The organism is Kribbella sp. NPDC051936 (assembly GCF_040680955.1).
In the GTDB taxonomy this organism is placed as follows: domain Bacteria; phylum Actinomycetota; class Actinomycetes; order Propionibacteriales; family Kribbellaceae; genus Kribbella.
Genome location: NZ_JBFAXS010000012.1, coordinates 48,143 through 60,225 on the forward strand (window position 1 = coordinate 48,143; position 12,083 = coordinate 60,225).

The 12,083-nt window shown below is 63.8% G+C and carries 15 protein-coding genes; 9 read left to right on the plus strand and 6 right to left on the minus strand.

Going from position 1 to position 12,083, the window contains the following annotated elements:
- Window positions 1–198 precede the first annotated feature (198 nt).
- Entirely contained in the window at window positions 199–768 is a 570-nt protein-coding gene (locus AB0L64_RS36160) for a TIGR03086 family metal-binding protein (RefSeq protein ID WP_363717496.1), read from the minus strand.
- Window positions 769–832: 64 nt separating this feature from the next.
- Between AB0L64_RS36160 and AB0L64_RS36165 the strand changes: the two genes are divergently transcribed.
- On the plus strand, window positions 833–1,576 hold the full coding sequence (locus AB0L64_RS36165) for a helix-turn-helix domain-containing protein (RefSeq protein ID WP_363717497.1): 744 nt from the start codon (window positions 833–835) through the stop codon (window positions 1,574–1,576).
- Here the strand turns inward: AB0L64_RS36165 and AB0L64_RS36170 are convergent.
- Complete coding sequence (locus AB0L64_RS36170) at window positions 1,573–2,259, minus strand: DUF4304 domain-containing protein (RefSeq protein WP_363717498.1); 687 nt, start codon at window positions 2,257–2,259, stop codon at window positions 1,573–1,575. The genes AB0L64_RS36165 and AB0L64_RS36170 overlap by 4 nt on opposite strands.
- 143 nt (window positions 2,260–2,402) lie before the next feature.
- On the opposite strand from AB0L64_RS36170, the gene AB0L64_RS36175 reads away from it, so the two are divergent.
- Complete coding sequence (locus tag AB0L64_RS36175) at window positions 2,403–2,969, plus strand: hypothetical protein (RefSeq protein ID WP_363717499.1); 567 nt, start codon at window positions 2,403–2,405, stop codon at window positions 2,967–2,969.
- A 57-nt stretch (window positions 2,970–3,026) separates the two neighbouring features.
- Here the strand turns inward: AB0L64_RS36175 and AB0L64_RS36180 are convergent, their stop codons facing one another.
- A complete protein-coding gene (locus tag AB0L64_RS36180; protein WP_363717500.1) occupies window positions 3,027–3,497 on the minus strand; it encodes a tyrosine-type recombinase/integrase in 471 nt (156 codons plus the stop codon).
- A gap of 564 nt (window positions 3,498–4,061) precedes the next feature.
- Between AB0L64_RS36180 and AB0L64_RS36185 the strand changes: the two genes are divergently transcribed.
- Complete coding sequence (locus AB0L64_RS36185; RefSeq protein ID WP_363717502.1) at window positions 4,062–4,262, plus strand: hypothetical protein; 201 nt, start codon at window positions 4,062–4,064, stop codon at window positions 4,260–4,262.
- Window positions 4,263–4,355: 93 nt separating this feature from the next.
- On the opposite strand, the gene AB0L64_RS36190 is transcribed toward AB0L64_RS36185, so the two are convergent.
- From AB0L64_RS36190 to AB0L64_RS36200, 3 genes are all read right to left on the minus strand, one after another.
- Window positions 4,356–4,661: a YrhB domain-containing protein gene (locus tag AB0L64_RS36190; RefSeq protein ID WP_363717503.1), complete on the minus strand. Its 306-nt coding sequence runs from the start codon at window positions 4,659–4,661 to the stop codon at window positions 4,356–4,358.
- A gap of 102 nt (window positions 4,662–4,763) precedes the next feature.
- The gene (locus AB0L64_RS36195; protein ID WP_363717504.1) at window positions 4,764–5,054 is read right to left on the minus strand and encodes a hypothetical protein; all 291 of its coding nucleotides are present in this window, start codon (window positions 5,052–5,054) and stop codon (window positions 4,764–4,766) included.
- A gap of 136 nt (window positions 5,055–5,190) precedes the next feature.
- A complete protein-coding gene (locus AB0L64_RS36200; protein ID WP_363717505.1) occupies window positions 5,191–5,556 on the minus strand; it encodes a hypothetical protein in 366 nt (121 codons plus the stop codon).
- A 248-nt stretch (window positions 5,557–5,804) separates the two neighbouring features.
- Between AB0L64_RS36200 and AB0L64_RS36205 the strand changes: the two genes are divergently transcribed.
- From AB0L64_RS36205 to AB0L64_RS36230, 6 genes are all read left to right on the plus strand, one after another.
- The gene (locus AB0L64_RS36205; protein ID WP_363717506.1) at window positions 5,805–6,470 is read left to right on the plus strand and encodes a hypothetical protein; all 666 of its coding nucleotides are present in this window, start codon (window positions 5,805–5,807) and stop codon (window positions 6,468–6,470) included.
- 606 nt (window positions 6,471–7,076) lie between these two features.
- A complete protein-coding gene (locus AB0L64_RS36210) occupies window positions 7,077–7,562 on the plus strand; it encodes a hypothetical protein (RefSeq protein WP_363717507.1) in 486 nt (161 codons plus the stop codon).
- 691 nt (window positions 7,563–8,253) lie between these two features.
- Window positions 8,254–9,498, plus strand: a complete 1,245-nt coding sequence (locus tag AB0L64_RS36215) for an SIR2 family protein (protein ID WP_363717508.1) — start codon at window positions 8,254–8,256, stop codon at window positions 9,496–9,498.
- Between the two features lie 541 nt (window positions 9,499–10,039).
- Entirely contained in the window at window positions 10,040–10,960 is a 921-nt protein-coding gene (locus AB0L64_RS36220; RefSeq protein WP_363717509.1) for a hypothetical protein, read from the plus strand.
- A 25-nt stretch (window positions 10,961–10,985) separates the two neighbouring features.
- Entirely contained in the window at window positions 10,986–11,828 is an 843-nt protein-coding gene (locus AB0L64_RS36225) for a phosphoribosylaminoimidazolesuccinocarboxamide synthase (protein WP_363717510.1), read from the plus strand.
- Between the two features lie 2 nt (window positions 11,829–11,830).
- Window positions 11,831–12,022 carry a hypothetical protein gene (locus AB0L64_RS36230; RefSeq protein ID WP_141857624.1) on the plus strand — a complete coding sequence of 64 codons (192 nt, stop codon included), beginning with the start codon at window positions 11,831–11,833 and terminating at the stop codon, window positions 12,020–12,022.
- Window positions 12,023–12,083 lie beyond the last annotated feature (61 nt).

The following is a 12,083-nucleotide window of genomic DNA, read 5'->3' on the forward strand; positions in this document are numbered from 1 at the left end:
CGCGGCCGTGTCATCTCTCCCGCCGGGCGCGAGCGGCCGGCGCCTGCTGCGGCGCCCACCGCCCCGCCTGGCACCTGCTTTGTGCACCCACCAACCAAAATCCTCGTCGAGGATTGGTTGGTGGGTGCTCAAAGTCAGGCTGGAGGGATCACGCGGGCGGCGTGATGCTCCAGATGCCGCGGCCGGCGGGAGTCGAAACTACGCCCAGGCGGGATCACGGCCGGTGAGGCCGAGGATGCGGTCCAAGGTGGTCGCGTCGGCCGGCACCGCGACCTGCGGTCCGTACATGCCCATCTCCCGCCCCTGCTCCACGCCGGCGAACATCGTGTCGTGCAGATGCGCCAGCAGGTCGGCGGGCAGTTCCAGCCGCTGCCCGGTCGCGACCGCGAGGTCCCAGCCGTGTACGGCCAACTCGCCGATGATCATGTCGCCCATGACGGCCGCGGGCAGCGTCTGCGGCGTGCCCATGCTCGTCTCGCCGGTCCAGGCGCTCGGCGGCGCCCACGACGACGTGATGTCATCCAGCAGGGCGAGCAGGCGGCCGCGCCAGTCGTCGGCTGCCAGGTCGACCTCGGACTCGGAGGTCGCCGGCTGCGGAACGGACTCCTTGCGGCCGGCGCCGGCGAGCGACGGACCCCAGAACAGCAGGTGGTTGACCAGAGCCCGCACGTCGTACTCCGTACATGGAGTCTTGTTGGCGAGCTGGTCGTCGGTGATGGTGTGGGCGACTGCGGCCATGGCCTCGGCAGCCTCGGAAACGTGTGACATGGCGGCGATGCTAGGCAGCGTTGGCCGGAGGGGTATTGAACAAAGGCGACATACACTCTGCCGGGTGGGACGGGACATTCGTGAGCTGGCGAGTGCGTGGAGCAAGTACCAGCGTCACGCGTTTCATGACCCGTCGCCGGCGCTGACGCCATGGGTGGAGCGTTACTGGGAGGCTCGCTGGGATTACGCCGAGCCCTACCGGCAGAAGATCGTGCCTTACCCGAACGTGCACCTGTCGTTCGGCGGCGGCCGCGCGGACGTCAGCGGCGTGTGCAGCGGCTACCAGATCAAGGTCCTCGAGGGCCGCGGCCACGTCTTCGGTGTCGCGTTCCGGCCGGGCTGCTTCCGCCCGTTCCTCGGTGCCTCCGTCTCGATGATCACGGACCGCGTCGTCCCGGCGACCGAGGTGTTCAGTACGGACCTGCCCACCGTGCTCGACGTGCCGACCATGGATGCGTTCCTGTTGAAACACCTGCCGGACGACGACGCCCGCGCACGCCAGGCGGTGGCCGCGGTCGAGTTGATCGCCAAGGACAAGGGCATGACCAGAGTCGAACGCCTCGCCGCTGAGCTAGGGCTGAGCATGCGGGCGCTGCAACGGCTGTTCGCGGAGTACGTCGGCATCGGCCCCAAGTGGGTGATCCGCCGCTACCGTCTGCACGAGGTGACCGCACGCATGGCCGCCGCCCGGCCGATCGACTGGGCCGCACTGGCGGCAGACCTCGGCTACGCCGACCAGGGCCACTTCATCCGCGACTTCAAAAACATGTTCGGCGAGCCACCGACCTGGTACGCGCACCGGTATTAGTCAAGGGCGTCGAGCGCCCAGCCCGCGTCCCCCGGCGTCTTCCGCCGACTGATCTGCGACACCCGCCCGCGAGTTGATCTGCGAAGGCCGAGAGCGCGGATCGCGTCGGATGAGTACGTTTCGGCCGCCGGAGTCAGATGCCTCAGCGGTTGTCTTGCCTGATTCCCTCTAAGGTCCCGCGAAGTCCCGGGCTCTGATCCGTCATCTCCTGGCGCAACTTTGGGACTGCCGCGTCGCGAAGTACCACCAAGATCTCGGCGACCAACGGTTCGGTGTCCTGCGAGGCGTACAGCCTCCACCAGTGATCGCCGCCGTGGGTGAGGTGGCCGATGCGCTGCAAATAGCGGTGCTTGTCCGATCCTGTTCGGCGATGGCTTGGCGGAAAGGTGCGGGGAGCGTTCTCTCGCTTCGTCCCATGCCTGCTTGCCGACGACGAGAAGGTTGATGGTGAACTTCACCCATTCGGCGTTGCTCGAACTCGAACTCTGGAAGCCCAGCATTACCCAGTCTCGGTCGTCAGGAAGCACGAAGAGGCGGCCCGAGGCCTTGAAGCCCGACTCTCGGAGCGCAGGGGCCCAGCGATTCGCTAACACGCTCTTGAAGAGCTCGGGTGCCCGCTCGTCCGCCGGTGGCGTCTGGGGACTGTCGCTGGCTCGCTGCTTCTTGCGCTTGAGGAACGCCATGCCGAAAGTCTCGCAGCGGCCCCCCGACCGGCGCACTCATCGGCATGGGCACTGCACCATCGGCGGCAGATCCGTAAGCTTCCGGCTCCAACCGGGACGCGGCATCATTGGCGCGGCGAGCGATCTCTGTGGAAGGTGATGACGTGGATCGGCTTGGTCGATTCCTCGAGCTGTGGTTTGGCCAGCAAAGCGGCGGTAAGGACGACGACCCGGCGAGCACCGTCGGTCGAGTTCTGAGGTTCAACCGTCCAGCGCCGCCGGGCACGTTTGACGGTGCCGTCGAAGTACTGGTCGTCGAGAACCAAGGCGTGTGGCTCTGGGGCAAGGACGCCGATGACCGCTACGTCGAGCGGGAGAACGAGCCCGGGGTGCCTTGGCAAGAGACTGGCGAAAGCACCGAGGAGTTCTGGCTCCACCACGCGGCTTTCGATGCCGTTTCCAACCTTCCCGCCAGTCGCAGCGCGCACTGCTTCGATGCTGCGACTGTCCGGAGCATCGAGAGCGCAACAACGCCGCTGCCGTGTAACTCCTGGTCATGGCCAGGCACGGGTCACTCGCTGCTCTACCGCGGAGCCTCCGTGCTCATGATCTGTGGCGATGGGACCGACTTCTGGGTCGTCGCCTCAGCCCCCACCGAGTCCGACCTGCGCTGGCTCGACGACCTCTACCTGACCTGGGACGAGTCGGATTCGCGCCGTGATGACGCATGAGGTGCCGCGAATGCTTGCCGGGCGGAAGCGCGATCATCGGCAGAATCGGTAGACCTGTCAGGTGGCGGAGGCCATGTAGGCGGCAAGGATGTAGGTGGGGTGGCGGTCAAGGTTGTTGCGGGCGCGGTCGTAGCGCATGGTGGTTCGCGGATCGGCGTGGGGGGCAGCGATTCGCACATCGCGCAGGTAGACGCCGGCGTCGAGCATGGTGGTGACGAAGGTGTGCCTGAGCATGTGCGGGTGCATCCGTGGCAGCCTGGCGCCGGCTTGTTCGGCGAGGTGCCGCAGTCGGCGGGTGGCGCAGTGCCGGTCCATCCGGGTGCGCGTGAGGTCAGCAGGATCGGTCCGGCGGTCCGGTCGTCGATGGCGCGTTCGATGGCGCGGCCCAGGGCTGGGGGAAGCGGCGCCAGGGCGATCTTGTCGCCCTTGCCCGTGCACGCGCAGAACCCGGTGGCCGTGTTGTTCGCCGAGGTCGCGGATGTCGCTGGCGGTGGCCTCGAAGATCCGTAGCCCGAGCAGACCCAACATGGTGACCAGGGCAAAAGTCGCACCGGTTGGGTGATTGCCTGGCGGCAGTCAGCATGGCTTCGAACTGCAGGTGTGTCAGCCCGAGGGTCGGGGACTGGGCCGGTACTTGGGGGCGGCGCACGTACTCGGCTGGGGAGTGCTCAAGGACGCCGTCGATCACACACGTGCGGTAGAAGCCGGCGACGACCGACAACCGTCGGGACACCGTCGATGGCTGGTACCGACGCACCTCTTGGAGCCAGCGGATGTACAGCTCGATGTGGGGCCGCCTCGCTCGCAGAGGATCAAGCGCGCGCTGCTGGCACCACCGCAGATACCCGCGCAGGTCTGAGTCGGTATGGATGCGGGACTGGCCCTTGAACCGAGCAAGGTAAGCCGCGACAGCCAACCGCAGCACGCCAGACGTAGCGACAACGACACCGGAAACGGCCGGCCCCGATTGTGAGATCTCCATCCCCCAAGCGCCCAGGGCGCGGCACGTCGCGTCAACAACCCCGCAAGCACCATCTGCGGCATGAGCGGACGTTCGGTGACAGGGTCCGTTGAACCACTATTGTCGAGGCCATGGAGCGTGCTGAGCGTGGAGGCTTGTGCCTCACCCTTGAGGAGGCTGAGATCGTTCGAGCCGCCCTCTTCACCATTGAGCATTACATGAACAACGTCTGGGATGAGACCGAGGTCCGTGCCGTATCAGGTTTCACGGTCGACCGGTTTGCGAGTGTCCGTCAGGCGATCGACGCGGCCAGCGATGGGCCATCCCGCTGAGCTCGTAGGTCGCGACGGGTGATCGCCACTGCGCTCTGATCGCGGCATGTCCGTGCGTCGGCGAGTGACCGCGCGGCGGTAGCGTGCTTGGTCTCAAGCCGTCGAGGGGTCGATGTCATCGTTATCAAGCCAGGCCCTGAACTTCGCGTACTCAGTCGGCGCTGAGCCGTACAGGTGCACCTGACCGGTGGCCTTTTCGACAACGAACGGGCAGGCGCCGACCAGTAGGTCTCGGAAGTCTTGTGTGCGAAGCCAGCGACGGGTTGCCACGTGAACTACCCACGCCTGGGAGTGCTCGTCGACCTTCCACACGACGACTTGCTCGTCGGGCTTTGCCGGAGGCGGCCAGTCGGCCAGAGCCGCGTCAACTGCGGTGCGGGCCTCGCCTTCGTCGATCACGCAGTCAACATAAGGCAGTCCCTAGGGACGTCCGCAACTCGGCATGACCGCGCATCACTCGCAAGGCATGACCGCGCGGAACGCGGCAGATCCGGGCGTTACTTAGCTCGGTCGGCCCTCACCCTTCGGGCGGCGAAACCTCATAACCGTGCCGTACCCACCGAGGACAAACGCCGCTGAGAATCCGGCCACCGTAAGCAGGACCGATTGAAGGCCGGCCGCCACGACGAGGAGGACTATGAGGACGGCGCTCGCCGCGGAGTACCGGTCACCGACCCGACCGATGCGGAGTGCTCCGAACCCGATCGCCCACAGAATCATCGCTGCAACGCTCGCCACCGTGAACAACCAGCCCGGCTCTCCGTGCCAAGCGGCTTCGGCGATGAGTAACATGGCGCCATTCTTGCCCCGACCCTCCGGTAGCTGCCAACCCAGTCAGCGCGGCAGGCTGTTGATTGCCACGCTCACGCACGCATGCATACGGTGTGTCAGCGACCTACTGTTTGCGGCAGATGAGTGCGGTTCGGTGTCAATGTCGTGTGGCCGCGAGCCACCAGTCGAGGGTGGCGGTTCCAGCCTCCAAGCCGTCGAACTGCTTGCGCGCATGCTCGACGAGATCCGCTGGTAGACGAACGGCGTGGTCGTAGACGTAATGGGCTAAGCCTTCGGGCCACTGATAGGTGCCGTCGGAGAACTCCAGCGCGCCGTTGTGCTTGCCACAGACGCGGCAAGGCGAGAGTCCCATGTAGGAGACGACCATTGTGCCGCTGCAGAGGTAGGACCAGACCAGGTGCCGCTCGTCTGCAGCCCATGACTCATCGACAAGATCCGTCGGGTCCGGGTACTCGGGATGCTTCTCGTTACGCCAGTAGCCGGAGAGCCGCCGTTCCATCACGGGAACAGTCTCGTCCCGCAGCCTGACGTGCGCCAAGTTGCCGGGCCCCACACGGAACGCACTGAACTCGGCAGATCCGTGCGTTGGCCGGTGTCACGCGGTCGTCGCCAGGTTCATGCCGGTCGAGAATCAGTTGGCGGACGTGTGTCACGCATCTGCTGGCAGGTCACACGCCGCCAGGTCGCCCTGCTCGTCCGATTGATATGAGACAGTCGGAGCCCGGGGCTTGGCATGTTGGAGATCGGGATGTGGGGGTGCTGATGACGCAAGATCGTCGGCCGGGGGTACTTCGCAGGTGGTTCGACGAACGCGCGTTCGGCTATAACTGGACCCCGTTCGGTATTGACCAGATGCTCGTGGTCGGTCCGCTGCTAGGCGCGCTTGGCTGGGCGATCGGATGGCTGGCGGCCACCGTGGCGGGCTCGCCACAACCTGGCGAGATCGGCGCGATGGTTGGAGGCGGGATCCTTGTCACGTACTGGCTGGCAGTAACGCTGGGAACGCTCGCCTTCCGCTTGCACGATTGGCGTGCCCGCGCTGCACGGATGCGTGACACAGTCGGGCCGTTTGAGAAGACCTGGTCCGACTTGACCGCGGCTGCGTTTCGCGCCCTCGGCCAGGCGCGCCCACCGGACCTGCCCGCGGAAAGGAAAGGTGGGATCGACGGGGACTTGTGGCATGTGGTTGATGACCGCCCCCGTGCCGTCATCATGGAGGCTTTCGCTCGCCTGGAGAGGCGCGTCTCCGGTGTGGCGAAACCTTCACCAACGGTAGCGGCTCGGGCGCACACGCTTCTGCAGCAGCTCCGGCAACTCGCAGTTCTGCACGAGTTTGCGATCGCACCTCGGAAAGCACGAGAGTTTCTATACCTCTGCGCGCTAACCGATGAATCCTTTCGAGGAAATCGCGAGTGATCGACTTCGATCTATTACCGATACTGTCTGCCGACAACATCCTCCGACCGTCCTGAACTCGGCAGATCCGTACATTGGCCGGCCACCTCAAGTTGGTCGCCAGACGCCTGGCCTGTCGCACATCAGCCACGGGAATCTGTCGCGGATCTATTGGCGAACCACACCAGATGAGTCAGGCTGTCTGCCACTTTTGGAGCAACATCAGTCCGACGCGGTGGCTCCCGTCGCATCCGGCGCGCCGAGGACTTGAGCTGGTCTGCCCGGGCAGCGAGCGCCATCGTCCGCAGGGCTTTCACGGGGTTCGCTGGTCCTTGCGAGGGCCTTGTTTCTGTGTAGTCGTGGCGGCCCAGCTGGCGAGTAGCTTCAAGGCGTCTTCGGTGGCGGAGCCGGGGTCGGCTGCGTAGATGGTCATGGTGAGGTCGGTCTCGACGCGCGGCCGGCGCCAGAAGCGGTTGGCTGCCCGCAGGGGGTCCATAGCCCTGACCGCTGGAGACGTTGGACCCTCGTGCGCACGAGCGCGGAGCGGATGATGGCAGAAGAGACGAGCTGCCCCGTTCGCTACCGGGGAGACTCCCGGTGGTCAGGGCCCAACCGAGGGAGGTTCCCATGCGAGTACTACACACACCGAGATCCTCGAAGAAGGCTCCGGCCCGCGACGGGCCGATCTCACGGACCGCGAAGTCGACCGGCCGGTTCGGCTTCCACCTCCTGGAAATGTGCGCGGTCATGTGCCTCGGGGGTGGGGTCTTGATTGCCGTGTTCTTCGGCGTCGCGGCGCTTCTCGGGTTCACCGAACTGAGACAGGACGCCCCCGCGCTGTCAGCGCTCATCTGCTCCGTCATCCTGGCGGGTGCGATGACTGGCTGGATGCGGTTCCGGCGCATGGAGTGGCGACCCACTCTGGAGATGGCCGGGTCGTCCGTGGCAGCCGGCGTACTGCTGATTGTCGGGTACTGGACCGGCATCGTGTCGCAGGAGGCACTGGTTCCGAGCGTGTGCGGTCTGGCATGCGTCGCCATGATCGCCGTCATGCTGTTCCGCCTGCCGCTCTACTCAACTGGCCACGCCGGCCACCAAGGCGGTGCGACCTGAGCGACTGCCGGAGGCAGGTCCGGAGAGCGCTGACCCGCGAGCGCCGGGACCCGAAGGTGGCTCAGCGCGTCCCGGGCACGCCCCGGCGGCGACGACCATGGACCTCTACGGGCACCTGACCGAACCTCGCGGACGCCTTCAGGAGGCGCGGGGACACCACGGCAACCGAAGGCGATCGAGGCTGGGAACGACGAACCCCCAGCGTCGGAGAGTGACCTCTGACCTGGGGGTTTGGTGGAGCCGCCTGTCGGAATCGAACCGACGACCTTCTCATTACGAGTGCTGCTGACCATCGTTCGCGTCTGTTCGCTGTGGTTCGCATTGCCTTATCTGCAAGGCGATTGGTCTTCCATGAACGATCGCGAACGGCCGCGTACTGCAACTGGTACTGCAACTGTCCGGAGATGGTCCGGTGGCCTGCCAGCGCCTCTCCTCGTGTTGCCCATTGTGGCTTGGGCCGGGAACTGCAGCGACGGCCTTCACGTCCGTCGAGGATTGGTTCGCCGACTATCACCTGGTGCCGATCGACGTCTGCCGGACAGGCCGATGTCGGTACTTGTGCCAGCAGAGTCAGCTTCGCCGAAGCTCGCAGAAGGTCTATTGCCGGGGCCATCTGGCGCCTCTCCTTCGACCACGTCGCTACATGATTCGCTAGGCTTCAGTCCTGTTCTATGCACCTGGGGAGGGCATCTTGGACGAACGCATCATGGTTCTGCTGGGCGCTGGCGCGTCGGTTGAGGCTGGGCTTCCGACATCGACTCAATTGACGCAGCGCATTGTTGAAGACATCAGTCGAAGCTCCAACGGCGCCTACCGAGGTCTATCCCCGGCGATCAACTTCGCGATTGGGGCTCTAATCGCTCATGATACAGCTCGGGGCGGAGATGCCTTTGCAGGCGTAGATGTTGAACGTCTATTCGCAGCCGTCCGAATGCTGTCTGATCGAGATAACCTGGAAATCGCACCTTTTGTTTCCGCCTGGAGCGATGGATTACGATTCATGCGACGGAAAGGGCGCATGCCAGCCTTCTTCAAGGACAATTTTAGTAGAGCATTAACTACCGGCAGTGGAACCACACTGGATAGACTATTTGCTGATGCCGTACGGGCTGTAGTTAACGAGGCGACCGCCGATGAAATCTTCGCCGAACTGGGCGGCGACATGATCGGCTCCTTGAGAGGATGTTTAGACCTCGATGGGTCATCAGTCGACTACCTAGCTCCATTGCTTGCCAGGTCAGATGACACTACGACAATCGCAACGCTCAACTACGATCGATCGATCGAATTGCTTGCTGGGCGGGCCGGGTTAGATCTCACAACTGGCATCGATCTCTGGTCAGGCGGCTACGACTGGGATTGGGAAGCGGGGAAGGACGTCTACCTCCTGAAGCTTCATGGCTCGCTCGACTGGAGGATCGAGATGGAGCAGACGGAGAACGGAATGGCTCACGAAGTAGTTCGATCGTTTTTGAAATCCGACAATGATGGATTTCAACGACTAGGAGCCGCCAACCTCGGCGTAATCTTCGGCCAGCGCGAGAAGCTTCGCGCAGACGGACCTTTCCTGGCGATGTTGCGAGAGTTTGGAGAGATGCTCAAGACCTGCGAGCGCCTGGTCGTTGTTGGATATTCGTTCCGTGACGATCACATCAATGCAGCTATCCGTCGCTGGTTCACCGATCGCCCCAAACCAAAGGTTACTCTCATCGATCCCATGCTCGCCGACGAGCAATGGGTATACTCTCGGATTTCTCCCTTCCTGAAAGAACTGCTCCGCGCCATGCGAGAGGGTTATTCAAATGAATTCAAACCCGAACATCAGTTGCTAGGTGTCGGTGCGGGCGCAGGTCTCAGGCAGGTATTCGGTGATGGTCCGGAGCTTCAGCCGGTAGATATTGTTCGCCACGCGCTCGCATCCCCGTCTGAAGATTGACGGTTACGTGTCAAGCGCGCGGGCAGACCTCCCGCATCGCCCCGATAGCTGCCGACCTTAGGTTCGGTGCGGTGCGGGTCAAGGGTCGGAGATCCCGGAGGGACGCCGTAGGCGCCCTTGACGCGTGCCGTGCCGGACCGTCCTCTCCATGATTGCTAGCGGGGCGATGCGGGAACCCACGGAACCGGCGGGCGGCTCGGCCAACCGAGTGAAGGAGGCAGGTAGCCGGCCATTCCCGGCGACTTCTGCACCGGCAGGGTGTCGAGCGTTGATGGCGAGTTCTGCTGTCTTCGACCCGGCACCCTTTGGCACGTGCGCGCCAAGCCAAGGGACGCGCCCAGAACGGAGCGCTAGCGGAGTGGCGGGCAGGCGGCCCGCCCTGTGGTGGCGGCGCGCTTTCGGGCCCTGGAGGGGCCCGTCTTGAAGACGTAGAGAAACTTGTCATGAGTCCGAAGGGCACGAAGGGCACGGTGTCCCGGGGGAGATACAGGCGGGGACCGCTAGGCTCCGCACAACGAGATCAGCCTGAGGGGGCCGTGTCGTGCAGGTCAAGTCACCGCTTCAGCAACTGCTGTTTACGACGTCACTCGTCCAAACGAGTAGCAGCGCAGGAACGGCCTTCGTGTTCGTCGTGCCCTCCGGAGAGAGTCAGGTATACGTCCTGGTCTCGAACAAGCATGTTGTTGCTGAGCGCGGGCCAGGATCGTTCAGCCTGGCAGAGCGGGACTCGACAGACGCCAGCGGCAACACCGTCAAACTCGGCACGCGAATCAACTTCGCCGACGAGGATCTTGCTCGCCACTGGACGGGTCATCCTGATCCGAATGTCGACGTTTCTGCGATGTTCCTCGGCCCCTTCATCAATAGGGCGGCCGCTGAAGGTAAGCAGACCTTCTTCCGTGCAATCGGCGAGGAGAACTTTCCTTCAAACTCGGCGGCGGCAGACCTGGACCCTCTGGAGCCTGTTGCGTTCGTTGGGTATCCCAACGCCTTGTTCGACAAGGTCAACTTGACACCAATTGCTCGGTGGGGACACATCGCCACTCCTGTCGCGCTTGACTACAACGGACTGCCTGCCTTCCTCATCGATGCGTCAATCTTCCCCGGCAGTAGTGGCAGTCCCGTCTTCATCGCTCAACTCAACGGCTACCGAGAGAACGGAACCATACATGTCGGCGCGAGCCGGGTGATGTTTGCAGGCCTAGTCGCTTCGGTTCACGTTCAGCAAGACCAAGCCCAGCTCGTCACCGCCCGCCCACGGCACGTCGTCTTGAATCAATTGATGGACTTAGGCATTGTCTTCAACTGGCGAGCCGTAAAGGAAACCGTTCAGGCGCTCTACGCCGCGCACGGGTTCACGTACGGGTCCGATGTTCGGCCATCGGTTGCTCCTCCCTCAGTCGCCGTAACCGAGGAAGAGGAACCTCCTCTACGACCTGACGATGCCACCGGTCGCAGCTAGAACTGGGGTGTGCTAGAACAGTGGCGTGGAGCTACTGCATCGGGGCAAGGTTCGGGATGTGTACAGCGATCGCCCGGGAGAGGTGATCCTGGTTGCGACTGATCGCGTGTCGGTCTATGACGTGGTGCTGCCGACACCGATCCCTGACAAGGGGAAGTTGCTGACATCGCTGTCGCTGTGGTGGTTCGAGCAGTTGGCGGATGTCATGCCGAACCACGTCATCTCAGCAACTGATGTGCCGGCCGAATTCGAGGGCCGCGCTGTGCGGTGCCAGCAAGTCGACATTGTGCAGGTCGAGTGCATCGCCCGCGGCTACTTGGCGGGTCTCGGCTGGGACGCCTACCGGGAGACCGGGAAGATCTCAGGCGTTGAGATCAAGCCTGGACTGCTCGAAGGCGACAAGCTCCCGGAGCCGGTGTTCACACCTACGACCAAGACCGCTCCTGAGGACGGGCACGACGAGCCGATGACCTTCGATGAGGTTTCGGAGGCCGTTGGAGCGGAGCTCGCGGAAGCTCTGAAGGAGAAGACGCTAGAGCTCTTCAAACGCGCTACGGCGATCACCGATGGTCGCGGGGTGCACCTCGCAGACACGAAGTTTGAGTTCGGACTCGCCAAGGACGGCACCTTGGTCCTGGCGGACGAGGTTCTGACCTCGGATTCCTCGAGGTACTGGCGTGACGAGGACTGGAAGCCAGGGCAGCGGCAGATCTCCTACGACAAGCAGTTCGTACGCGATTGGGCACGTGACCTTGGCACCTGGGACAAGACTCCTCCAGGCCCTGAGATCCCTTCGGCGGTCATTGAGGAGACGCGGGCACGCTACGTTGCCATGTACGAACGCATCACCGGTCTGAAGTGGGATTGACGATGGCCACCTGGGACGAGATCGCAGAAGCACGGCTGGCTGACGTGTTGGAGCTGCAGAAGGTGCACAAACGCCTGCTCGCAGCCAGAGAGCAGGGGATTGAACCGGATCCTCATGATGTTGAGATTGCCCGCTCTGTGGCGGCCACAGGCTATGGCGGCATCGACCGCGTCAACGCGCGGGACGATTACTAGACCCTCTCGCACTCCAACACCTATGATGGTGGTGTTCTAGAACACCGATTGGAGACGTTGA

Coding starts and splice junctions, on each gene's coding strand:
- AB0L64_RS36230 (WP_141857624.1), top strand. CDS start 11,831: ATGGCCACCTGGGACGAGATCGCAGAAGCACGGCTGGCTGACGTGTTG.
- AB0L64_RS36160 (WP_363717496.1), bottom strand. CDS start 768: ATGTCACACGTTTCCGAGGCTGCCGAGGCCATGGCCGCAGTCGCCCAC.
- AB0L64_RS36180 (WP_363717500.1), bottom strand. CDS start 3,497: ATGTTGGGTCTGCTCGGGCTACGGATCTTCGAGGCCACCGCCAGCGAC.
- AB0L64_RS36195 (WP_363717504.1), bottom strand. CDS start 5,054: ATGTTACTCATCGCCGAAGCCGCTTGGCACGGAGAGCCGGGCTGGTTG.
- AB0L64_RS36185 (WP_363717502.1), top strand. CDS start 4,062: ATGGAGCGTGCTGAGCGTGGAGGCTTGTGCCTCACCCTTGAGGAGGCT.
- AB0L64_RS36210 (WP_363717507.1), top strand. CDS start 7,077: ATGCGAGTACTACACACACCGAGATCCTCGAAGAAGGCTCCGGCCCGC.
- AB0L64_RS36170 (WP_363717498.1), bottom strand. CDS start 2,259: ATGGCGTTCCTCAAGCGCAAGAAGCAGCGAGCCAGCGACAGTCCCCAG.